The 21,202-nt window shown below is 60.3% G+C and carries 21 protein-coding genes; 11 read left to right on the forward strand and 10 right to left on the reverse strand.

Annotated features, from left to right (window positions below; all coding sequences use genetic code 11):
• Positions 1-160 precede the first annotated feature (160 nt).
• The 3 genes from AB4P97_RS01895 to AB4P97_RS01905 form a co-directional block, all read right to left on the reverse strand.
• Positions 161-1,849, reverse strand: coding sequence for an ATP-dependent DNA ligase (locus tag AB4P97_RS01895; protein WP_395601997.1), 1,689 nt, complete (start codon positions 1,847-1,849; stop codon positions 161-163).
• Complete coding sequence (locus AB4P97_RS01900; RefSeq protein WP_395601998.1) at positions 1,846-2,880, reverse strand: ligase-associated DNA damage response exonuclease; 1,035 nt, start codon at positions 2,878-2,880, stop codon at positions 1,846-1,848. Before AB4P97_RS01900 ends, AB4P97_RS01895 begins: the two co-directional genes overlap by 4 nt.
• Positions 2,881-3,040: 160 nt before the next feature.
• Complete coding sequence (locus AB4P97_RS01905; RefSeq protein WP_395601999.1) at positions 3,041-5,491, reverse strand: penicillin acylase family protein; 2,451 nt, start codon at positions 5,489-5,491, stop codon at positions 3,041-3,043.
• Between the two features lie 192 nt (positions 5,492-5,683).
• Here AB4P97_RS01905 and AB4P97_RS01910 point away from each other — a divergent pair, with 192 nt between their 5' ends.
• Positions 5,684-6,241: a cysteine hydrolase family protein gene (locus AB4P97_RS01910; RefSeq protein WP_395602000.1), complete on the forward strand. Its 558-nt coding sequence runs from the start codon at positions 5,684-5,686 to the stop codon at positions 6,239-6,241.
• 276 nt (positions 6,242-6,517) lie between these two features.
• On the opposite strand, the gene AB4P97_RS01915 is transcribed toward AB4P97_RS01910, so the two are convergent.
• From AB4P97_RS01915 to AB4P97_RS01930, 4 genes are read right to left on the reverse strand one after another with little or no spacing between them, the layout of a single operon-like run.
• Entirely contained in the window at positions 6,518-6,727 is a 210-nt protein-coding gene (locus AB4P97_RS01915; protein ID WP_008083915.1) for an SEC-C metal-binding domain-containing protein, read from the reverse strand.
• On the reverse strand, positions 6,724-7,218 hold the full coding sequence (locus AB4P97_RS01920) for an LEA type 2 family protein (RefSeq protein ID WP_115146435.1): 495 nt from the start codon (positions 7,216-7,218) through the stop codon (positions 6,724-6,726). Before AB4P97_RS01920 ends, AB4P97_RS01915 begins: the two co-directional genes overlap by 4 nt.
• A 57-nt stretch (positions 7,219-7,275) precedes the next feature.
• On the reverse strand, positions 7,276-7,752 hold the full coding sequence (locus tag AB4P97_RS01925) for a YchJ family protein (protein ID WP_115146436.1): 477 nt from the start codon (positions 7,750-7,752) through the stop codon (positions 7,276-7,278).
• Positions 7,753-7,756: 4 nt separating this feature from the next.
• Positions 7,757-8,254: a DUF6231 family protein gene (locus AB4P97_RS01930; RefSeq protein ID WP_395602001.1), complete on the reverse strand. Its 498-nt coding sequence runs from the start codon at positions 8,252-8,254 to the stop codon at positions 7,757-7,759.
• 199 nt (positions 8,255-8,453) lie between these two features.
• On the opposite strand from AB4P97_RS01930, the gene AB4P97_RS01935 reads away from it, so the two are divergent.
• From AB4P97_RS01935 to AB4P97_RS01950, 4 genes are all read left to right on the forward strand, one after another.
• Positions 8,454-9,149, forward strand: coding sequence for an OmpA family protein (locus AB4P97_RS01935; RefSeq protein WP_042557964.1), 696 nt, complete (start codon positions 8,454-8,456; stop codon positions 9,147-9,149).
• An 89-nt stretch (positions 9,150-9,238) separates the two neighbouring features.
• Positions 9,239-9,961 (forward strand): OmpA family protein, encoded by a 723-nt coding sequence (locus AB4P97_RS01940; RefSeq protein WP_042557965.1) that lies wholly within the window; start codon positions 9,239-9,241, stop codon positions 9,959-9,961.
• Positions 9,962-10,124: 163 nt separating this feature from the next.
• Positions 10,125-10,406, forward strand: coding sequence for a DUF1145 domain-containing protein (locus AB4P97_RS01945; RefSeq protein WP_042557966.1), 282 nt, complete (start codon positions 10,125-10,127; stop codon positions 10,404-10,406).
• The gene (locus AB4P97_RS01950; RefSeq protein ID WP_047300011.1) at positions 10,399-11,157 is read left to right on the forward strand and encodes a hypothetical protein; all 759 of its coding nucleotides are present in this window, start codon (positions 10,399-10,401) and stop codon (positions 11,155-11,157) included. The genes AB4P97_RS01945 and AB4P97_RS01950 overlap by 8 nt, the downstream gene beginning before the upstream one ends.
• A gap of 75 nt (positions 11,158-11,232) precedes the next feature.
• Here AB4P97_RS01950 and AB4P97_RS01955 read toward each other — a convergent pair whose 3' ends face one another.
• The gene (locus tag AB4P97_RS01955; RefSeq protein ID WP_042557968.1) at positions 11,233-11,697 is read right to left on the reverse strand and encodes a CopD family protein; all 465 of its coding nucleotides are present in this window, start codon (positions 11,695-11,697) and stop codon (positions 11,233-11,235) included.
• A 98-nt stretch (positions 11,698-11,795) separates the two neighbouring features.
• Here AB4P97_RS01955 and dinG point away from each other — a divergent pair, with 98 nt between their 5' ends.
• The 5 genes from dinG to pdxH all read left to right on the forward strand — a co-directional run bounded on the left by dinG (position 11,796) and on the right by pdxH (position 19,753).
• Positions 11,796-13,940, forward strand: coding sequence for an ATP-dependent DNA helicase DinG (dinG, locus tag AB4P97_RS01960; protein WP_042557969.1), 2,145 nt, complete (start codon positions 11,796-11,798; stop codon positions 13,938-13,940).
• 93 nt (positions 13,941-14,033) lie between these two features.
• A complete protein-coding gene (locus AB4P97_RS01965) occupies positions 14,034-16,517 on the forward strand; it encodes a beta-galactosidase (protein WP_395602002.1) in 2,484 nt (827 codons plus the stop codon).
• A gap of 192 nt (positions 16,518-16,709) precedes the next feature.
• Positions 16,710-17,855: an EstA family serine hydrolase gene (locus AB4P97_RS01970; RefSeq protein WP_042557971.1), complete on the forward strand. Its 1,146-nt coding sequence runs from the start codon at positions 16,710-16,712 to the stop codon at positions 17,853-17,855.
• A gap of 113 nt (positions 17,856-17,968) precedes the next feature.
• Positions 17,969-19,081 (forward strand): OmpA family protein, encoded by a 1,113-nt coding sequence (locus AB4P97_RS01975; RefSeq protein ID WP_042557972.1) that lies wholly within the window; start codon positions 17,969-17,971, stop codon positions 19,079-19,081.
• A 24-nt stretch (positions 19,082-19,105) separates the two neighbouring features.
• Positions 19,106-19,753: a pyridoxamine 5'-phosphate oxidase gene (gene pdxH, locus AB4P97_RS01980; protein ID WP_042557973.1), complete on the forward strand. Its 648-nt coding sequence runs from the start codon at positions 19,106-19,108 to the stop codon at positions 19,751-19,753.
• 5 nt (positions 19,754-19,758) lie between these two features.
• Here pdxH and AB4P97_RS01985 read toward each other — a convergent pair whose 3' ends face one another.
• On the reverse strand, positions 19,759-19,995 hold the full coding sequence (locus tag AB4P97_RS01985; RefSeq protein ID WP_042557974.1) for a hypothetical protein: 237 nt from the start codon (positions 19,993-19,995) through the stop codon (positions 19,759-19,761).
• 176 nt (positions 19,996-20,171) lie between these two features.
• Between AB4P97_RS01985 and AB4P97_RS01990 the strand changes: the two genes are divergently transcribed.
• Entirely contained in the window at positions 20,172-20,636 is a 465-nt protein-coding gene (locus tag AB4P97_RS01990; RefSeq protein WP_016771369.1) for a glycine zipper 2TM domain-containing protein, read from the forward strand.
• 307 nt (positions 20,637-20,943) lie between these two features.
• Here AB4P97_RS01990 and AB4P97_RS01995 read toward each other — a convergent pair whose 3' ends face one another.
• Positions 20,944-21,201: a colicin E3-like toxin immunity protein gene (locus AB4P97_RS01995; protein WP_395602003.1), complete on the reverse strand. Its 258-nt coding sequence runs from the start codon at positions 21,199-21,201 to the stop codon at positions 20,944-20,946.
• Position 21,202 lies beyond the last annotated feature (1 nt).

Genomic DNA, 21,202 nt, shown 5'->3' on the forward strand with positions numbered 1-21,202 from the left:
GTAGCAATTTCCGAACCATAGTCCCGAACAAGTGTTTTAAAAGGTGGGATTAATAGATAAGCAGAAAATTGATGCACGGAAACGGGCATCGCAAATGTGATGCACTTTTTGTGTGCGAGATCGTTCCCGTGCGGTGCGTGGGAGCGATAGCGGGTGAGGGTCAGGCCAACAGATCCTGCAACGTCGCCAGGCTATCGGCCTCGTCCACAGTCTTGTCCTGCCGCCAGCGCAGCATCCTCGGGAAACGCACGGCGATTCCGCTCTTGTGCCGGCGCGACAGGGCGATGCCTTCAAATCCAAGTTCAAACACCAGGCTTGGTTTTACACTGCTGACCGGGCCGAATTTTTCCACGGTGGTTTTGCGCACGATGCTGTCGACCTGCCGCATTTCGGCATCCGTCAGCCCTGAATAGGCCTTGGCGAACGGCACCAGTGCGCGCTGACTGGACTCGGGCGGGCCGTCCCACACGGCGAAGGTGTAATCGCTGTACAGGCTGGCGCGGCGGCCATGACCGCGTTGTGCATAAATCAATACCGCGTCGACACTGAAGGGGTCGACCTTCCATTTCCACCACACGCCCATGTCTTTGGTGCGGCCCACGCCATATAGAGAATCGCGTGCCTTGAGCATCATGCCTTCGACGCCCAGGCGCCGCGAGGCTTCGCGCTGACGGGCGAGGTCGAACCAGTCCGTGCCGGTCAATACTGGCGAGGGCAGCAGCACCGGGCTGTTGCAGCGGGCGATGACATCCTCCAGTTGCGCGCGGCGCCGGGCTTGCGGCTGATTGCGCCAGTCTTCGCCTTGCCATTCCAGCAAGTCGTAGGCGAGCACCACCACCGGTATGTCTTCGAGGATTTTCTTGTCGAGGGTTTTGCGCCCGATTCGCTGTTGTAGCAGGGCGAACGGTTGCACCGCGGGCGGCTCGGTCGATTGCGGATCAAAGGCATCTTCGGTGTGCGGACGGGTGCTTTTCCACACCACAATTTCACCGTCGATGACCGTGCCATCGGGCAAACCGTGGACCAGCACATCCAGTTCGGGGAAGCGCTCGGTCACCAGTTCTTCGCCGCGCGACCACACCCACAACTGGCCGTCACGCTTGACCACTTGCGCGCGGATGCCATCCCACTTCCATTCCACCTGCCAATTGCTTGCAGGGCCGATCAGCGCTTCGAAATCCTCAACCGGTTGCGACAAGGCATGCGCGAGGAAAAACGGGTACGGCTGGCCACCGCGCTGAGCATGCTCGTCGGCAGATTCTGCGGCGATCAGCTTGAGATAACTGGCTGCATCGGGCCGATTCGACAGGTCGGTGTAACCCACCAGACGCTGGGCGACACGTTTGCTGTCTAGCCCGGCCATCGACGCCAGTGCGCGGGTCACCAGCAGTTTCGATACGCCAACGCGGAAGCTGCCGGTGATCAGTTTGATGCACAGCATCAGGCTCGGCCGATCCAGTTGCACCCAAAGTGCGGGCAATTGCAGTGAAAGAGACTCCGGGGTTTCACCGCGTAGCGGTAGAAGTTTGTCCTCGATCCATTCGGCGAGGCCGGCGTCGGAGCTGTGCGGGTTTTCCGGCAGTACCAGCGAAATGGTTTCCGCAAGATCGCCGACCGATTGATAGCTCTCCTCGAACAGCCATGGCGTCAGCCCGGAGACCGCGACCGCCAGTTCGCGCAGGATCCGCACCGGCACCAGTTGCCGTGGCCGGCCACCGGACAAAAAGTACACTGCCCACGCCGCATCTTGCGGTTCGGCCTTGGCGAAGTAGGCCTGCATGGCGGCCAGTTTGGCGTTGCTGGACGTGGTGGCGTCGAGTTCGGCGTACAACTCGGCGAAGGCTTTCATGCTGGTATCTCTGCGATGGTCGGAGTGGCTGCGGCGCTATCTTCTTCGTCATCGCCGTATTCGGTGTTGAAGCCTTGGGCATCGAGACCTTGCTCGCGCAGATGGCGCACCAGCACACCAATTGAGCCGTGGGTGACCATCACCCGTTCGGCGCCGGTCTGGTCAATCGCCCATAGCAGACCGGGCCAGTCGGCGTGGTCGGACAGCACGAAACCGCGATCGACTCCACGCCGCCGACGCGTGCCGCGCAGGCGCATCCAGCCACTGGCGAACGCGTCGCTGAAGTCACCGAAGCGCCTCATCCAGGTGCTGCCGCCGGCTGAAGGCGGTGCGATGACCAAGGCCTGGCGCATGATCGGATCGTTTTTTTTCACATCACCGGCGTAGATCGTCGGCGGCAGGTATACGCCAGCGTCGCGGTAGACCCGGTTCAACGGTTCGACGGCGCCGTGGCTGAGGATCGGCCCGAGGCTTTCGTCGATGCCGTGGAGGATTCGCTGGGCTTTGCCGAAGGAATAGCAGAACAACACGCTGGCCTTGCCGGCGGCGATATTGCCTTTCCACCATTCGTTTATTTCGCTGAACACCTGCGCCTGCGGCTGCCATCGATAGATCGGCAGGCCGAAGGTCGATTCGGTGATGAAGGTGTGGCAGCGCACCGGTTCGAACGGCGCGCAGGTACCGTCCGGCTCGATCTTGTAATCACCGGAGGCGACCCAGACTTCACCGCCATATTCCAGGCGTACTTGCGCCGAGCCGAGCACGTGACCGGCCGGGTGGAAACTCAAGGTGACACCGTGGTGGGTCAGGCGTTGGCCGTACGCGAGGGTTTGCAGGTTGATGTCCTGTCCCAGGCGCGAGCGCAGAATCCCTTCGCTGGCGCTGCTGGCCAGATAGTGCTGGTTGCCGGTGCGGGCGTGATCGCCGTGGGCATGGGTGATCACCGAACGCTCGACGGGGCGCCAGGGGTCGATATAGAAATCCCCGGCGGGGCAGTACAAACCTTCCGGGCGCGCGATAACAAGATCCATGTCATTGCCAGAATGGGGGGCTTGTTAGCTATGAGGTTGGCGCGAGGGTGGAAGTTCTATTGGATTTTCAGGGGTGAAAATCAAAAGATCGCAGCCTTCGGCAGCTCCTGCATTTGTCTGTGTAGGAGCTGCCGAAGGCTGCGATCTTTTGTTCTTTCTCTTACTTGCCCGGTGTCAGGGTCAGACGCGCCTTCCCATAAACCCGATCAAAGTTCTGTGGCTGCATCGGCAATCCGATGTACTGCCCCTTGAGCCACTGATCGATGCCGTTAAGGTAATTCGGGCTAAGCGGATTCCCCGACTGCCCTGTGCCGTTTTGCCCCATCAAGGGTTCGGTCTGACCGAAGTCGACGATAAAGCGCATCGATGGCGCGCGGGTAGTAGTGAAGTCCTGGCCCCAGGCAAACGCCGAAGTATTCAGCGTCGTGTGATCGCCGCCTGCCGCCAGCGGCCCGCGAACGGTCTGGCCATTGGCGTTCTTCCACGCATAGCTGTGCAATTTGCCCCACTGCCAGGTCTTGTGATCACCGCCCAACTGACTGTCGCCAGCGTTGATCGCCGCCGCCAAGCTGCGGGCGAGAATCACGGCCTTGTCTTCTTTTTGCGGCGTGCGAAGGTCATCCCAGAACGGACTGTCCTCGCGATCCAGCAAATGATCGGCCTGCGCCGCGTAGGACAATTCGCCGTTAGCGATAAACGCTTTCCACGCCGGGCTGGATTCGGGACCGAGTTCGTCGAGGAAGATCTGTTTCATGCTTTCTTGCAGGAACAGTTCATAGATCGCCGCATCAGCCGAAGTCGGGCTGAGTTTGCCGTCGAACGCCATCAACCGGGTAAACGCCTCACGCGCCTTGCTGCGATCGGCTTCCGGCAGCGCATCAATCGCCTGTTTCAGCGGCTGCTTCATGCCTGGCGCTTCGAAGACTTTCTTCAGTTTGGCGGCGAATGTTGTGGTCTGGTCGTATTGCATGGCGATCACGCTGCGGCTGTCGTGCTTGCCGCTGCCGGCCAGTTCTGCCAGACGCTCGCCGCGTTCCGGCGCAGCCCAGGAGTTGGATAATTGCATGCCATAACCATGCGGGATAACTCGCTGGTTGGCGGTGCCGAGCCAGCCTTGCGCCGGGTCCTGATCGTAGGGGTGCAGCATCGGGTCGGCGTAACCGTCCCAGTCATAACGACCTTCCCAGCCCGGCGATGGCAGCAGGCCTTCGCCTTCACGGCGATTGGGGAAGCGCCCGGTGACTTGCCAACCGATGTTGCTGGCGTCGGCGAACACCAGATTCAACGCGATAGCGCGGATTTCCCGGCTGGCGTCCGACGCGCGTTCAACGTTCTGTGCACGGCTCAGATCAAAAAATGCGTCCAGCGATTTGTCGTCGGTGAAGCTTGGCGTCTGCAAGGCCAGGCCGTAGCCGCTGCCTTGCGCCGCAGCCTTGGCACTGTTGAGCAGTGCGCCGTGACGGGTTTCGTACACCGCTTCGCGAATCGGCCGCTGGCCTTTGACGAAGTAGGTTTCGTTGCGCACGCCCAGTGGCTGCCATTTGCCATTGACCTCGTAGGTCAGGCTGCTGCCCTGGCGACGGATTTTTTCCAGGAACAGATCCTGATTGTCGCCGAGCACGCTGCTCATGCTCCATGCCACTTTGCCGTTGAAACCACCGAGCACCATCGGCAGACCGGCAACGGTCACGCCGGCAGCCTGATATTTCGGCGCGCGGATCTGCACGAAACTCCACAGCGACGGCGCGGCCAACGGGCCGTGACTGTCGCTGGCCAAAAGACTTTTGCCGCTGCGGCTGCGTTGCGGGGCGATGGCCCAGTTGTTCGAAGACGTGGCACCCAGCAGGTTCAACGTCGACAGCTGTTGGCTGGCGCTGCTCAATTCGCTCAGGCCGGGGATCTGCCCGTTGAGCTTGAGGCCTTGCAGCTTGTCGGCTTCGCCCAGCGGCAGGTTTTCGTCAGGCGCCGACGGGGTCAGCCATGCAAGCTTGTCGGTGGTGACGGTCTGTGCCAGTACCAGCGAAGCGATTTCTTCCGGCAGGTTGGCCGACTGGCTGAAGTTCAGCAGGACGAAAATCAGCGCCGAATCTTCTGGTTTCCAGTATTCAGGCTTGTAGCCACTGGAGGCGAGGTCGCCCGGCAGCTTGTCGGCATAGCGGAACAGGTAGGCGTTGACGCCCCGCGCATAGACTTCGAAAAAGCGCTTGAGCCGGGGTGAGGAGGCTTTGTACAGCTCACCGGCGCTCTTCTTCAGATTGACCGCGCGCATGTAGCGGTCGGCGTCGAGCATCGACGCGCCGGACATTTCCGCGAGACGGCCCTGAGCCAGCAGGCGCAGGGTGACCATCTGATTGATGCGGTCGCTGGCGTGGACATAGCCAAGGGCGAACAGCGCGTCGTGGAAGCTGTTGCTTTCGATCAACGGCATGCCCATGGCATTGCGGCGCACTGAAACGTTCTGCGCCAGACCCTTGAGCGGTTGCACGCCAGAGGTGGGCGGGAGGGTGTCCTGAGCGTTCCAGGTCTGACAACCGGTCAGGCTCAAAACACCGGCTACTGCTGCGGCAACGCCGAACCGGGGAAGAAAATGTGTGAGGGCTGGCGAGGCCATGGCAAAGCTCCTGCGGGGGTGTAGAGGCTGGGGGCGCAATAAAGGCGCTACGTTAGTGAGCAGGAGGATGCCGCGCAAGCGGGGCGAGTGGTTATTTCTTGCCACTGATCGATGATCGTTTCATGGCTTGCCTGGTTGAAGGGAGAGATGCTGAACTGCGACAAATCAAATGACCCTCGCGAGAAAACCGCCATGGAGCTTCAGGCCAACGCTGCACTGATCATCATCGACCAGCAAAAAGGCATCCTGCATCCGCGTTTGGGGCGGCGCAATAATCCACTGGCTGAAGAACGCATCCTCGATTTGCTGAGTATTTGGCGGCGCAGTGGGCGGCCGGTGATTCATGTGCAGCACCTGTCGCGCTCGCCGGATTCAGTGTTCTGGCCCGAGCAGGAAGGGGTGGAGTTTCAGCAGAGATTTATGCCCCGGGACGGCGAATGGCTGATTCAGAAACAAGTGCCGGACGCTTTTTGCGCCACTGGGCTGCAAGCGCGCCTGTGTGAGGCGGGGATTGGGCAGTTGATCATCGTTGGCGTGGCCACCCACAACTCGGTGGAGTCCACGGCGCGCACGGCGGGCAACCTGGGGTTTGATGCGTGGGTGGCGGAGGATGCATGCTTCACGTTCGACAAGGCTGATTTTTTCGGCACGCCGCGTTCAGCTGAAGAGGTGCATGGGATGTCGCTGGGGAATCTGCAGGGGGAGTATGCGACGGTGGTCAGGGTTGAGCAGATTCTGGCGGCAGGCTGAACCTTACTGAATGTGCCTGCCTCTTCGCGAGCAGGCTCGCTCCCACAGTAGATTGCATTGCAACTGAAGAAACTCCATCACTGCTGGAGCTGGCATTTCAGCGATACCGGTGTATCAGGCGACATTTCGGCCGAGAGTGCCGGCCTCATCGCTGGCAAGCCAGCTCCCTCAGGATTTGCGGTGCACACAGGTGTCTTGCCTGGCACCGGTCAACTGTGGGAGCGAGCTTGCTCGCGAAGGCGGTTGATCAGGCGAAGGAATAGTTCGCCCGGAACATCACGCCCCGTGGCACTTCTTGAATTTCTTGCCGTTGCCGCAAGGGCAAGGGTCGTTGCGGCCGACGTCTTTCAGGGCGTTGCGCACCGGTTCCTGGTGGGCGTGGCCGCAGTTCGGGCCGTGAACATGGCCGTGGTCGTGATCGTGATGATGGTCATGATCATGATCGTGGTTGCAATCAGGGCCATGGACATGAGGTTGTTGGGTCATCGGTGTTGCTCCGGAATTAAATCGGCGGGGATTATCACGCCATTGCGCTCAAGGTGCACGTAGTGAGCGATGAATAAACCGGTTTCCATTTCCCCCTGCAATCGATAAGGAATCTGCTGCTTCGAGTTTTTCAGCATTTTCACCACGTCTTTTACCTTCGGCCACAGGTTGGTACGGATCGGCACTTTGAAGTACGCGCTGTGTTTGGGGCCGACGGTAAACCAGTGTTCATGCTCGCCTTCAGCCAGCAACATGTCAGCCAAATGAATACGGTATTCCAGGCCGCGCACGGTCAGATCGCTGTCGTTGGGATTGTCGATGCGAAAGTGCAGGATAAACCTCTGCTCGAGGAGTTTGGCGCGCACCACTTCGACATTAACCAAGTGTACGGCGGGGTCGCGGGTGTCGTCGGCGAACCATGAGGCGCAGCCGCCGAGCCCCAGAAACAGGAAAAAGGCGAGGGATTGCAATGCGCGTCGTTGAGCAAACATGGAGTAGCTCCTTTTGTTGCTCAGTCTAGCCCTAAAAGATTGGCCGGTTTTTTCATCTCAAGCGCCGAAATAACCCGCACAGCACTTCTTGAACTTCTGCCCGCTGGCGCACGGGCAACTGTCGTTGCGCCCCAGTTTCAACTGCACCGTCGGATCGATGAAATACCAACGCCCGGCGTTCTGTACAAATGAAGAACGTTCGCGGTGGCTGTGTTCGCCCTGGCTGTCGTGCCAGCGCGCGGTGAAGGTGACAAAGGCGTGTTCCGGCTGGCCGCCGAAGACTTCCGAGCTTTCGACCTCAAGGCCCAGCCAGGTGCTTTGCGCGCTCCAGGCGCCGATCGATTGCCGGTCCAGCCCTGCTTGCTGGGCGGGCAGGGTGGTCGCCACCAGATAATCGATCAGCCCCAGCACATAGGCGCTGTAGCGCGAGCGCATCAAGGCTTCGGCGCACGGGGCCGGGAGGCCTTCGTGATAATGACCGCAGCAGGCATCCAGCAGATTGCCGCTGCCGCAAGGGCAAATGGCTGTACTCATTGCATTACCACCAGTATTTCCCGAAGTTTTCCGGATTGGCCCAGAACCGTGAGTTGAGCCAGTCGGGGACTTGTTTGTAGTCAAGCAGATCATAAGTGAACAGAGTCAGAACCTGCTCGTCGCGGGCAAAGCGCTCACTGGCTTGCAGCGCCAGCGAATAGAAATCGGTTTCCTGCCAGCCACTGGCCGACAGATCCGCCAGCACCGCAATGCGACTGGCGTTGAGATTACGAATGCCACCCAGCAGATTCAGGCCGTCGCGCTTGGGCAAATGTTCCAGGCAATCTACTACAAGGGCCAGATCGAAACGCCGCGCCTCCAGTTCAGCAGGCAAGGCTCCCGGGGCCGCATGGGCCACGCAGGTGTCCGGGTGGGCTGCTTTAAAAGCGGCCAATGCCGGAAATTCACTGGCGCCGATCAGCAGCAAGCGCGCCGGGGCATAGCGATCCAGCAAAGCGGCTAACGCCTGTTGGGGCGTGCGGGAAGAAATGGCGGCGTTCATCGAAGCTCCTCAATCAGACCGCCAAGACTAGCCTGCCTGACTGCGGCAGCAAAGAGCCCTGTCTCGCAGGTTTCCAGCCAAAGCGCCGAAGTCCTGTGAACACGGTGGCAAACAGCAGTCGTCTATTGCTGGCGGAGATTAAAACTCCGGTCTTTACTCCCTGAATCGGTTTCAAGCCGATCCCTCAGGAGAAAACTAGATGAGCATAGTTCGGACAGCATTACCCTTGGTTCTGCTAACCAGTGTGTTGACTGGTTGCGCAGGTTTGCAGAAAACCGACTGGCCGACCTGTGCGGCGGTCGGAGGAGTCGTCGGTGCCGGTCTCGGCGCGACCGAGAGCGCCTCTTGGGCGGGCGGCGGCGCACTGATCGTCGGTGGTATGGCGGCGGCCTATTGCTGGGTGCACGGTGATGGCGACGAAGACGGCGATGGTGTGCCGGACAGCCGCGACAAGTGCCCGGGCACGCCTAAAGGTGTGCAGGTCGATGCAGATGGTTGCCCTCCACCAGTCCCGGCGCCAGTGGTTGAAGAAGCCGTAGTGGTCAAGGAAGAAACCATCGTCATCCGCGATGTTCACTTCCAGTTCGACAAAGCCACGCTGACCGGCGCTGACAAAATGGTGCTCGACAAGGTCGCCACGCGCCTGAAACAGGAATCCTCGACTGCGCAACTGACCGTCACCGGTCACACCGACAGCGTGGGCAGCGATGCCTACAACCAGAAACTGTCGGATCGTCGTGCACACTCGGTGGTCAAGTACCTGGTCGAGAGCGGCATACCGCAGGGCAGCTTCGTTTCGGTGACCGGTGCCGGTGAAAGCCAGCCAGTTGCGGATAACAAAACCGCTGACGGTCGTGCTCAGAACCGTCGTACTGAAATCAAAATCAACCGTTAGTCCTCTTGCATCCGCGGCTTGTGCAGTCGCGGATGCGGGTCTTTACTCCTGTGTAACCGGTATGGGCCGGTGACACAGGAGCTTTCACAATGACTGTTTTCTCAAGGTCTGTCTTGCCGGTGCTGCTGCTTGGCAGTTTGCTTACCGGTTGCGCCACTCACAGCGATGGCACTGCACCCCTCAATCAACGTACGTGGCCGATCTGCAGCCTTCTTGGCGGGCTGGTCGGCGGCGGGCTCGGCGCTATTGAAAGCGCTGGCTGGGCCGGTGGCGGCGCAGCGCTGGGGATTTTGACCGGCGGACTGATCTGTTACGCCCAGGACGGCGATGAAGACGACGACGGCGTGTTCGACCGTCGCGACCGTTGCCCGGATACCCCGGCCAACACGCCAGTCGATCACCGTGGCTGCCCGATGCCGCAGTATCCGGTCGTTGAAAAACCGGTCGAACCGGCGCCGCAAACCGAAGTCGTCACCTTGAGCGATGCCGGCGATGTGTTGTTCGCATTCGACAAGTCCGACCTGACCCCGGCAGCGACAGCCCAGCTCGATACCCTGATGGACAAACTGCGCAACGCCGATGTGGTGAGCATCAAGGTGATCGGTCATACCGACAGCAAAGGTTCGGATGCGTATAACCAGGCATTGTCGGAACGGCGCGCCAGCAGTGTGGCGGCTTACCTGCTGAGTCAGGGGCTTGCACCCAACAAACTCACCAGTGAAGGGCGTGGCGAGAGTGAGCCAGTGGCTGACAACGCAACGGACGAGGGCCGCGCGCAAAACCGTCGCGTGGAGTTACATATCAATCGTTAGGATGGGTCTGTAGTCCGCAAGCTAGAGCTGTCGGACGGCGATTAGTGTCGATCCGGCAGCCATTTGGCGGCTGCGTAATGATTTTTCATTTTTGCCTCTGGCTTATCCCCCGCAGAAGCCGTTACTGTGCGCCCAAAGAATAATTCGCAACACGGGGGAGCGTATGAAAGTGTTTTGGGGGCTGGGGCGATTATTGACCCTGCTGTTCTGCTGCGTGGTGCTGGCTAATCAGCTGGTGCCGTTCGTACATCCGCTGCACCTGTTGGTCAATCTGGCCGGCGGTCTGCTGTTGCTGATCCATGTGTTCGAAATGCTGCTGTGCAATCGCAGTCTCAAGGGGCGTCCGCACCCTTGGCGTGATCGTGCCCGCATCCTGTTGTTCGGCGTATTCCACCTGCAAACCATCCCGGCCCCGGCCGCTCCGGAGGCTTCTTCCCATGCGTAAACTTTGTCTGCTCGCTGCATTTATCAGCCCGTTGGCCTGTGCCCAGGTGGTCAGCGTCGAAACCAATTCCCTGATGCGCCTGCCCAACACCGCCGGCACCTTGCAACTTGAAAAACTGGAAGTGGCCGATTACGGCACTTTGCTGATTCCCGCCAATGTGACTGAGTTGAGTGTCGGTGAGTTGCGCCTCGGCCATGAAGCACGGATCGCTATCGTTCCGGGTGAGCAGGCGCTGGACATGAAAGTCAATCGCGCAGAACTGAGCGAAGGCAGCCGGATCACCGCTCGCGGTGCCCCGGGCACTTATGAAAAAGCTGCCCGCGCAGGGCGCAATCTGAATCTGCAATTCAAGGCATTGAGCGCACCGCAGCTGCAAGTCGATGCGCGCGGCGGCACGGGCGCGCCGGGGTTTGTCGGACTCGATGGCGGCAACGGTGAAGATCCGGGCTGCACCTATGGCTCGGCCGGGCACGGTGCGGATGGCAGTGACGGCAGCGATGGCCAGCCAGGTGCACCGGGTGCACTGGTACGGCTTGAAGTACCGCGCGAATTTCCGGTCGAGCTGATCAAGGTCAATGTGGCTGGCGGCGCCGGTGGCCCGGCGGGTGTTGGCGGCAAGGCTGGGAAAGGCGGCAAGTCCAAGGGCTGCCTGGTGTACCGCGCCGATGGCGGCAAGAGCGGCAAGGCGGGGGCTGATGGTCAGCCGGGGCCAGTGGGTGCGGCGGGTGCGGTGACTGTGCAGCGCCTGTAGAAGCTCTCCCTCACCCCAACCCTCTCCTTGGGGGAGGGCTAGGGTGAGGGGCTTTTGATCTTCAGCGTCCGTACTTCAGAACATCGGCCGAGCCGCCGCAATCGCCACCAGCAGCAACCCGACAATCAGGTTAAGTCCCACCACCCGCCGAATCCGCCCCAGCACCGCCGCACCCGCCGGCCAGTCCTTCGCCTCAACCGCTTTGCGCAACTCCGGCAGCATCAGCCCCTGAATCCTGATAAACAGCGCGGTCATCACCACATACAAACCCATCATCACCTGCACGTATTTCGGTGCGGTCTCGAACCCGACTTGCTGCAGATGGAGCATACCCACGCCACTGATTGGCAACAGGATCACCGCGACCCAGACCCAGCGGAAAAAACCTTGAAATACTTCTACCCACAGCGTCAGCCGATTGGGGCCGTCCAGAGCCTTCATAGCCGCGGGGCGCAAGACTATCCAGGCGAAAAACATACCGCCGACCCACACTAAAGCGGCCAGCACATGCAGGGGATAAACGAGGCTAAAAGGTGTCATTGAGGTACTCCGTTCTGCGCGATAACGATTCGCGGGGTATGATAGCCGCCGAACCGAACCACTGAAAATTTATCCAGCGTTTTTGCGCCCGACACTCAATGATCAGCACTGAACTCAAAACCACGATCCAGGGCGCCTATTCGCGTTTTCTAGAGGCCAAGAGCCTCAAGCCGCGTTACGGCCAGCGCCTGATGATCGCTGAAATCGCCAAAGTCCTCGGGGATATCGACACCGACGACGAAGGCCGGCGCAGTGGCGACCCCGCGATTGTCGCGGTGGAAGCCGGCACCGGTACCGGCAAAACCGTGGCCTACAGCCTGGCGGCGATTCCGACAGCGAAAGCTGCCGGCAAACGCCTGGTGATCGCCACCGCGACCGTGGCCCTGCAAGAGCAGATCGTCTACAAGGACTTGCCTGACCTGATGCGCAACAGCGGGCTGAATTTCAGCTTTGCGCTGGCCAAGGGCCGTGGTCGCTACATGTGTCTGTCCAAACTCGACATGCTGTTGCAGGAAGGCCACGCGCAAACCGCCACAGCTCAGCTGTTCGAAGAAGAAGGCTTCAAGATCGAGGTCGATGAGGCCAGTCAGAAGCTGTTCACCAGCATGATCGAGAAGCTCGCCGGCAATAAATGGGACGGCGACCGCGACAGCTGGTCGACCGCGCTCGAAGACGCCGATTGGGCGCGACTGACCACCGACCACAGCCAATGCACCAACCGCCATTGCCCGAACTTCGGCCAGTGCGCCTTTTACAAGGCGCGCGAAGGTATGGGCAAAGTCGATGTCATCGTCACCAACCACGACATGGTCCTGGCTGACCTGGCATTGGGCGGCGGCGCTGTGCTGCCGGACCCCCGCGACACCATCTACGTATTCGACGAAGGCCATCACCTGCCGGACAAGGCTATCGGCCATTTCGCCCATTACACGCGTTTGCGTTCCACCGCCGACTGGCTGGAAACCACCGCCAAGAACCTCACCAAGCTGTTGGCCCAACACCCGTTGCCGGGCGATCTTGGCAAACTGATCGAGCAAGTGCCGGAGCTGGCGCGTGAGATCAAGGCCCAGCAGCAGTTCATGTTCAGCGCCTGCGAGCAAGTTGCCGATTTCAAACCCGGCGAAGACGTCGAAGGCCGTGAGCGGCCGCGCCATCGTTTTGTCGCCGGGGTCATTCCCGAGCACATGCGTGAAATGGGCATCGAGCTGAAAAAAGGCTTCTCCCGCCTCAATGACCTGTTCACGCGCCTGACCGACCTGCTCAAGGAAGGCATGGATGGCGAGGTCAACATCGGCATCGCCAGCAATCAGGCCGAAGAATGGTATCCACTGTTCGGCAGCCTGTTGTCGCGGGCGTCCGGCAATTGGGAACTCTGGACCGCGTTCACCGCCGAAGACCCGGAAGACAGCCCGCCCATGGCGCGCTGGCTGACCTTGGCCGAAAGCGGTTCGCTGTTTGATATCGAGGTCAACGCCAGCCCGATTCTCGCCGCTGAAACCTTGCGCCGCAGCCTGTGGAATGTCGCCTATGGTTGCCTGGTCACCTCCGCAACCCTGACTGCCCTCGGCACGTTCGACCGCTTCCGCATGCGCGCCGGTCTGCCGAAGAAAGCCGTCACCGCCGTGGTGCCGAGCCCGTTCCATCACGCCGATGCCGGCGTGTTGCGGGTGCCGGATCTGAAGGCCGACCCACGCGACGCTCCCGCCCACACGGCGGCGATCATCCGTGATTTGCCGGACCTGGTCGAAGGCTCACGCGGCACGCTGGTGCTGTTTTCTTCGCGCAAACAGATGCAGGACGTGTTCGACGGTCTGGACCGTGACTGGCGCAAGCAAGTGTTCATTCAAGGCAACCTGTCGAAACAGGAAACCCTGAACAAGCACAAGGCGCGGGTCGATGGCGGCGATTCCAGCGTGCTGTTCGGTCTGGCCAGTTTTGCCGAGGGCGTCGACTTGCCGGGCGCGTATTGCGAGCACGTAGTGATCGCCAAGATCCCGTTCTCGGTGCCGGACGATCCGGTCGAAGCGGCACTGGCGGAGTGGATCGAAGCCCGGGGCGGCAATCCGTTCATGGAAATCTCGGTGCCCGATGCTTCGCTGAAACTGGTTCAGGCCTGCGGTCGTCTGCTGCGTACCGAAGAAGACCGCGGCACCATCACCTTGCTCGATCGGCGGCTGGTCACCCAGCGCTACGGCAAGGCGATCCTCAATGCGTTGCCTCCTTTCCGTCGTGAAATATCCTGAGACATCGGTGGGCAGTTTTGCCCGCCGCGTTGTCTATCTCTCTGCCATCGCTTTTCCATTGGCCATTTGGTCGTTAGGGAGAACTCCGTTCTTATGATCCGCCGTTCGTTGCCTGCCGTATTTGCCTTGATCTTTGCTGCCCCGTTGCTGGCGGCGCCTGCTGGCCAGCAGACTCTGTTCAACTTTGTCCGTCCCGCCGACGTGGTGAAAATCGCCACGGAAAACGCCGACCTGCCGCAAGCCAACGCCGAGCAAACCGCTGAAGGTGAAGTGCTGCGCCGGGTGACGTTCAACGCGGTGGCACGTCCGACGTTGCGTCTGACCCCGCAAACCGGCGCATGGGACTGGTCGCAGTCCGGGATGATGAGCCTGCGCATTCAGAGCGCGATGAACTGGGCCGTGACGGTCTACGTGCAGATTCAAAGCAACAACGGCCAGACGCTGACCAGTCGCGTCGATCTGCCGGCCGGCCCGGCGCAAACCTTGCTGGTGCCGTTGGTGGCAAGTTCGCCACTTAGCCAGGGCATGAAGGCCGGCCCACCGATGCCGATGACCGTAGATGGCCAGCGCATTCTGCTGGCCAGCAGCAGCGGTGAGATTGATCGCAGCCAAGTGGTATCGGTGAGCCTGTCGATGGAACAGCCGAAAGTTGCCCAAAGCCTGCTGCTTGAGCGCTTTGGTGTGCAGGACGGCGAGGGGATCACGCAAGCGGTGTACGGCAATCTGGTCGACGCTTACGGCCAATCGACCCGCAGCAAATGGCCGGAAAAAGTCTCCAGTGACGAACAACTCAAATCCGCCGCCGCCAAGGAACAGCAACAGCTGAAAACCTGGCTTGCCGAGCGTGAAAAGTCCTCACTGGACAAGTTCGGGGGCTGGAGCAAAGGTCCTGCGTTCAAGGCCAGTGGTTTTTTCCGCACCGAAAAACGTGACGGCCGCTGGTACCTGGTGACGCCTGAAGGGCATCCGTTCTACTCCCTCGGCGTCAACACCGTCAGCCCCGAGGTCAATCAGACCTACGTGGCCGGGCGCGAGTGGATGTTCGAATCCCTGCCAAAACCCGGTGAACCTCTCGCCAGCCATTTCGGCGAAGGCGATAACCGTGGCGGCAACGGCGCCGATCAGGGCCGAGGCTATGGCAACGGGCGCTGGTATGACTTCTATGGCGCCAACCTGCAGCGCTTGAATGGCGAACCGTGCAAACCCGACAGCGACGTCAAGGCCGGGGTGGCCGAAGCGGCCAAGGCTGGCGCGGCTGAGGAAACCGCCGTCAATGCCGCAGAACCGATTGCCACCTCTGAGGAGCCCAAGGCTGGCGTCGCTGAGGCGGCCAAAGCGGAATCGGTTGCGCCAGCGGCCCAACCGCCCGCTGCCACGCCGTGTACTGCCACGGTCGATGAGCAGAAGTGGGCCAGTCATACCCTTGATCGTCTTCAGGCCTGGGGTTTCAACACCCTCGGCAACTGGAGTGCAGACGCCGTGGTCGATGCCGAGCGCGTGCCATACACCTTGCCGCTGTCGATCGTCGGCGATTACACCAGCATCAGCACCGGCAACGACTGGTGGGGCGCGATGCCCGATCCGTTCGACCCGCGTTTCGCCATGGCGACCGAGCGTGCCGTGGCCATCGCGGCCCGCGATCATCGCGACGATCCGTGGCTGATCGGCTATTTCGCCGACAACGAGCTGGCGTGGGCCGGTCCCGGTGACGATGCGCAATCGCGTTACGCGCTGGCTTACGGCACGTTGAAAATGACCACTGACGTACCGGCCAAACGCGCGTTCCTCAAGCAGTTGCGCGACAAGTACCGCAATCAGGCGGGGCTGTCGAAGGCATGGGGTATCGATCTGCCGGCGTGGGAGTTGATGGAAGATCCGGGTTTCGTGCCGCCCATGCCGAACCCGGAGCATCCGGAAATCGAAGCCGATTTCAAATATTTCCAGAAAGTCTTCGCTGACACTTATTACAAGACCATCTCCGACTCGCTGAAATGGCATGCGCCGAATCAACTGCTGCTCGGCGGTCGTTTCGCCGTCAGTACTCCGGAAGCAGTGGCGTCGTGCGCGCAGTATTGCGATGTACTGAGCTTTAACATGTACACCCTCAAGCCGCAGGACGGTTACGACTTTGCCGCGCTGGGCGCTTTGGACAAACCGGTATTGATCACCGAGTTCAACTTTGGCTCGACCGATCGCGGCCCGTTCTGGGGCGGCGTGACGCAACTGGCCAAGGAAGAGGAGCGCGGCGCGGCGTACGCCAACTTCCTCAAACAGGCGCTGAACGAGCCGTCGATTGTCGGGGTTCACTGGTTCCAGTTTCTCGATCAACCCGTGACCGGGCGTCTGCTGGACGGCGAGAACGGGCACTTCGGTCTGGTCGGTGTGACGGATCTGCCGTATCAAGGATTTGTTGACGCGGTGCGCAAGGGCAATTTGCAGGCTGTCGATCAGCTGGGCAAAGAGGCCGCGAAACCGCCTGCTGCGGCGGCTCATGAAGCTGAAGGCGGCCGCAAGGGTGAGGCGGCTAAAGGTCCGGGTGCGGTCCACTCGGGTGGGCATTCCGGCAATGGTCACTGAGTTTTAGATAGCCAGGATCGCAGCCTTCGGCAGCTCCTACATGAGATTGCGTTCTCTGTAGGAGCTGCCGCAGGCTGCGATCTTTTGATCTTCGGTTAGAGATGACCACCGAGCCCGCAGCTGTTCCCAAATCCCTCAAGGGCTGGAACAATGCGGGCCACTTTGTAGAGCGTTTTCGCGGGGGAGTTGCGGGTGCAGATTCAGGGACATTACGAGCTTCAGTTTGAAGCGGTGCGCGAGGCTTTCGCCGCACTGTTCGACGATCCCCAGGAACGCGGCGCAGCCTTGTGCATTCAGGTCGGCGGAGAAACCGTCGTCGATCTCTGGGCCGGTACTGCCGATAAGGATGGCGCCGAAGCCTGGCACAGCGACACCATCGCCAACCTGTTCTCCTGCACGAAAACCTTCACGGCCGTCACCGCGTTGCAACTGGTTGCCGAAAGCAAACTGCAACTGGATGTTCCGGTCGCGCGCTACTGGCCGGAATTCGCCGCCGCCGGCAAAGAATCCGTCACACTGCGTCAATTGCTTTGTCATCAGGCAGGTCTGCCGGCCCTGCGCGAACTGCTCGCGCCCGAAGCGCTTTATGAATGGCAAACCATGGTGGACGCCCTTGCGGCTGAAGCGCCGTGGTGGACGCCGGGCACCGGTCACGGTTACGCCGCGATCACGTACGGTTGGCTGGTCGGCGAACTGCTCCGTCGTGCCGACGGTCGCGGGCCGGGTGAATCGATCGTCGCCCGTGTCGCCAAGCCATTGGGTCTGGATTTCCATGTCGGTCTGGCGGATGAAGAGTTTTATCGCGTGGCGCATATCGCCCGCGGCAAGGGTAACGCTGGCGACGCCGCTGCTCAGCGTCTGCTGCAAACGACGATGCGTGAACCTACTGCCATGACCACTCGCGCCTTCACCAATCCGCCGTCGGTGCTCACCAGCACCAACAAACCGGAATGGCGCCGCATGCAGCAACCGGCGGCTAATGGCCACGGCAATGCGCGCAGTCTGGCCGGGTTCTACGCGGGACTGCTTGATGGCAGCCTGCTCGAAAGCGACATGCTGCAGGAACTGACCCGCGAGCATAGCCTCGGCGAAGACAAGACCCTGTTGACCCGCACCCGTTTTGGTCTGGGCTGCATGCTCGATCAACCGGACGTGCCCAACGCCACCTACGGCCTCGGCCCAGGGGCCTTTGGTCATCCGGGCGCGGGCGGCTCTATCGGTTTTGCTGACCCGGAGCATGATGTCGCGTTTGGTTTTGTGACAAATACGCTTGGACCGTACGTCTTGATGGATCCGCGTGCGCAGAAGCTTGCGCGGGTGCTAGCCACTTGTCTGTAAAGTATCACCCGAGGTTCCAGGGCCGGAACCTCGAAAGGTTTTTCGATTCAAAGCGTCTGTTTATCCGGGCGAAAGTGCTCTGATTTTTCATTACTTCATTTTGTGGATTTTCAATGTCAGCTAAAACGACTCTCGCCCTGGCCCTGTGTGTTGCGATCACCGGTTGTGCACAGACTCCTAAAAACGACGCGGACGGCGGCACTTGGTGGCCGTTCGGTTCCTCCGACAAAGTGGCGGCCAATGAGCCTGCACCGACTCCAGCTCCGGCGCCGCTGAAACCTGCCGCCACCGCGCCGGTTGCCAAGGCTGAAAGCAGCAATCCCTGGTACTGGCCGTTCGGCTCCGATGATGCCGCTGCCAAAGCTGACATGAAGGCCGAAGTAGCCCCTGAAGCCAAGAAACCGGTCTCTGTCGCCAAGGCTGAAGCTGACGCAGGTGGAAAATGGTGGTGGCCGTTCGGCGGCAAGGATCAGCCTGTGACCAAAGCGGTGCCGATGCCGGATCCGAAAGTCACCCAGGCCTGGCTCGACGATTACGAGCCGCGTTTGCGCACCGCCATCAAGGACAGCAATCTGCAACTCGAGCGCCGCGAAAACGTGCTGGTGGTCACCGCGCCGGTCGAAGGTTCGTTCAACCCGGATCGCCCGGCGATGTTGCTGCCAGTCACCCTCGGCCCGTTCACCCGTGTGGCGAAAATCCTCGAGGCCGACCCGAAAACTGCCGTGCTTGTACTTGGTCACAGCGACACCAGCGGTGCTGCTCCAGCCAACGTCAAACTGAGTCAGGAACGTGCCCAGGCCATTGCAGCGATTTTCCGCCTCAGCGGTTTGCAGCGTGATCGTCTGATGCTGCGTGGCATGGGCTCTGAAGCGCCACGAGCGGCCAACGACAGCGTTGAAGGCCGTGCGTTGAACCGTCGTGTTGAACTGCTGGTGACCCCGCAAAACACCATGGTTGCGTTGCTCAGCAAATACAACATGCCGGCGCCGAAGCCAGTGACCCTGGTTGCCGCGCAAGACGTCAAGCCAGTGGCCAAACCGGTGACGCCAGCTCCGGCCGCGAAGAAAGCTGCGGTACCAGCCGCCAAAAAGGCCCCGGCCAAGAAAGCTGCCGCCAAGGCTCCGGCGAAAAAGGCTCCAGCCAAAGCTCCAGCGAAGAAGACTGCTCCAGCCAAAGCCGCGGCGACCGACAAGAAAGTCGCCGCCACCGATGCCGCCAAGAAGTGATCCGCTAACGAAAAGGAATGCGCCATGACCCAGGCTCTGGCAGATATGCGTCGTGATTACACCCGTGATGGCCTGACCGAGGCGCAAGCCCCGGCCGAGCCGTTTGCGCTGTTCCACCAGTGGTTTGCCGATGCGGTGAAAACCGAGCAGGCGCCGGTTGAAGCCAACGCCATGACCGTGGCCACAGTAGATGCGGACGGGCGTCCGCATTGCCGCATTCTGTTGCTCAAGGGCCTGGACGAGCAGGGTTTCACCTTCTTCACCAACTACGAAAGTGCCAAGGGTCAGCATCTGGCGGCGAATCCGTTCGCGGCCATGACCTTCTTCTGGCCGACCCTTGAGCGCCAGGTGCGCATCGAAGGTCGGGTGGTGAAAGTCACGCCTGCAGAGTCCGATGCGTATTATCAAGTGCGTCCATTGGGCAGCCGTCTCGGTGCCTGGGCGTCGCCGCAGAGCCGGGTGATCAACGGGCGAGGGGAGCTGGAAGATTTGCTCAAGGCCACCGAGCAGCGCTTCAGCGATACCCAGCCGGATTGCCCGGAACACTGGGGCGGTTACCGCTTGCTGCCCGAGCGCATCGAGTTCTGGCAGGGCCGTGCGAGCCGACTGCACGATCGCCTCAACTACCGTTTGCAAGGCGCCGACTGGATTCTTGAACGTCTGGCACCTTAAGCAGTCTACCGAGCGAGATAGCCTGCCGCTGCGGCCTCCAGCCACATCGGCAGGTCTCTGCGCTTGATCTTCAGCGCCTGAGCGCGGGCCAACTGATCGAGCATGAAGGCACGTTTGCCTTCATCCTTGCCGGCCAGTGACAGCGCGAGGTCGCGGTCCATCCAGCGTTTGATCCGCAAGTACAACCACACGTGGAAGTACAGACCGGCGACGGTGGTAACGACGATGATGAAGTAATCCATGAAAATCCTCGGGGCGGTGGCGCAGGATCGGTCATTTGGCGCTAAGGTTGGGATTCTGAGGGAAGAGCACAGGCGTCTGTACCTCGCCTGAATGAAAGCCAATTTATCCGCACTGCGTCGTGACAGACGTCAAGCTGCGGAGTTTAATGAATAGATGTTCTTTTGGAGTTGATGCTATGCGTAAGTCTGTTCTGCTGGTTGCTTCCTTTTCCACGATGGCGATGTTGCTTACCGGTTGCCAATCGAGCCTGACCGGTGACTCCTACTCCCGTGACGAAGCGCGTCGCGTGCAGACGATTCGCATGGGCACCATCGAATCCCTGCGTCCGGTCAAAATCGAAGGCACCAAGACCCCGATTGGCGGCGCTGCAGGCGCTGTGGTCGGCGGTGTTGGTGGCAGCGCTATCGGCGGCGGAAAGGGCAGTATCGTTGCTGCTGTCATCGGTGCGGTGGCGGGTGGTCTGCTCGGTTCCGCAACCGAAGAAGGCCTGACCCGTACTCAAGGCGTGGAAATCACCGTTCGTGAAGACGACGGCAGCATGCGCGCCTATGTGCAGCAGGTTCAGGAGAATGAAGTGTTCCGTGTTGGCGAGCGGGTACGGATTTCGACTGTTGGCGGGACTAGCCGCGTTTCGCACTAAGCGAGAGCAAGCGGTAAAAGAAAACCCCGATCAGGTGACTGGTCGGGGTTTTTATATATTTACCGGGTGCTCACGTTACACGTCAGCTGGAAAAAGCACTGATGGTCATGAACTTTTTTGGCGAGTAATTTTTCCAACGCCTCAAACTGATGCACTTCAAGATCGTAGCCTTCCCATCCCCATTGTTCTTACGTCCAACCCATGATGAGTTTTATTTTTTCATCATGTCCGCACGGAAGTTTTTCCTCGAATATGAGAAGGTCAGTCGTTTTGTCGAAGGCCTCAATGATGTAGATCATGTGCAGTACTACCAGTTGTCGCTGTACTCAAAAGCAATTTGATAGTCGTATATGTCCATGGCGATAGGGTGCTGAAAAAAAGGCTGAATAATGTCGACCCAGTGTCCTAGGACATTGAATCCTCCATTGTTGATATTGTTTTCCACTGGGATCCCCAATGCATTTAGTACGGACTCATCGTCGCCTAAATCCTTGGACAATTCCTCGCCTTGCCCAATGGCGGTTCTCTTGTCGTACCACTCCAAAACTATTTTCAGTCCCATCATT

This window comes from Pseudomonas sp. A1230 (assembly GCF_044218825.1).
Lineage (GTDB): Bacteria > Pseudomonadota > Gammaproteobacteria > Pseudomonadales > Pseudomonadaceae > Aquipseudomonas > Aquipseudomonas iridis.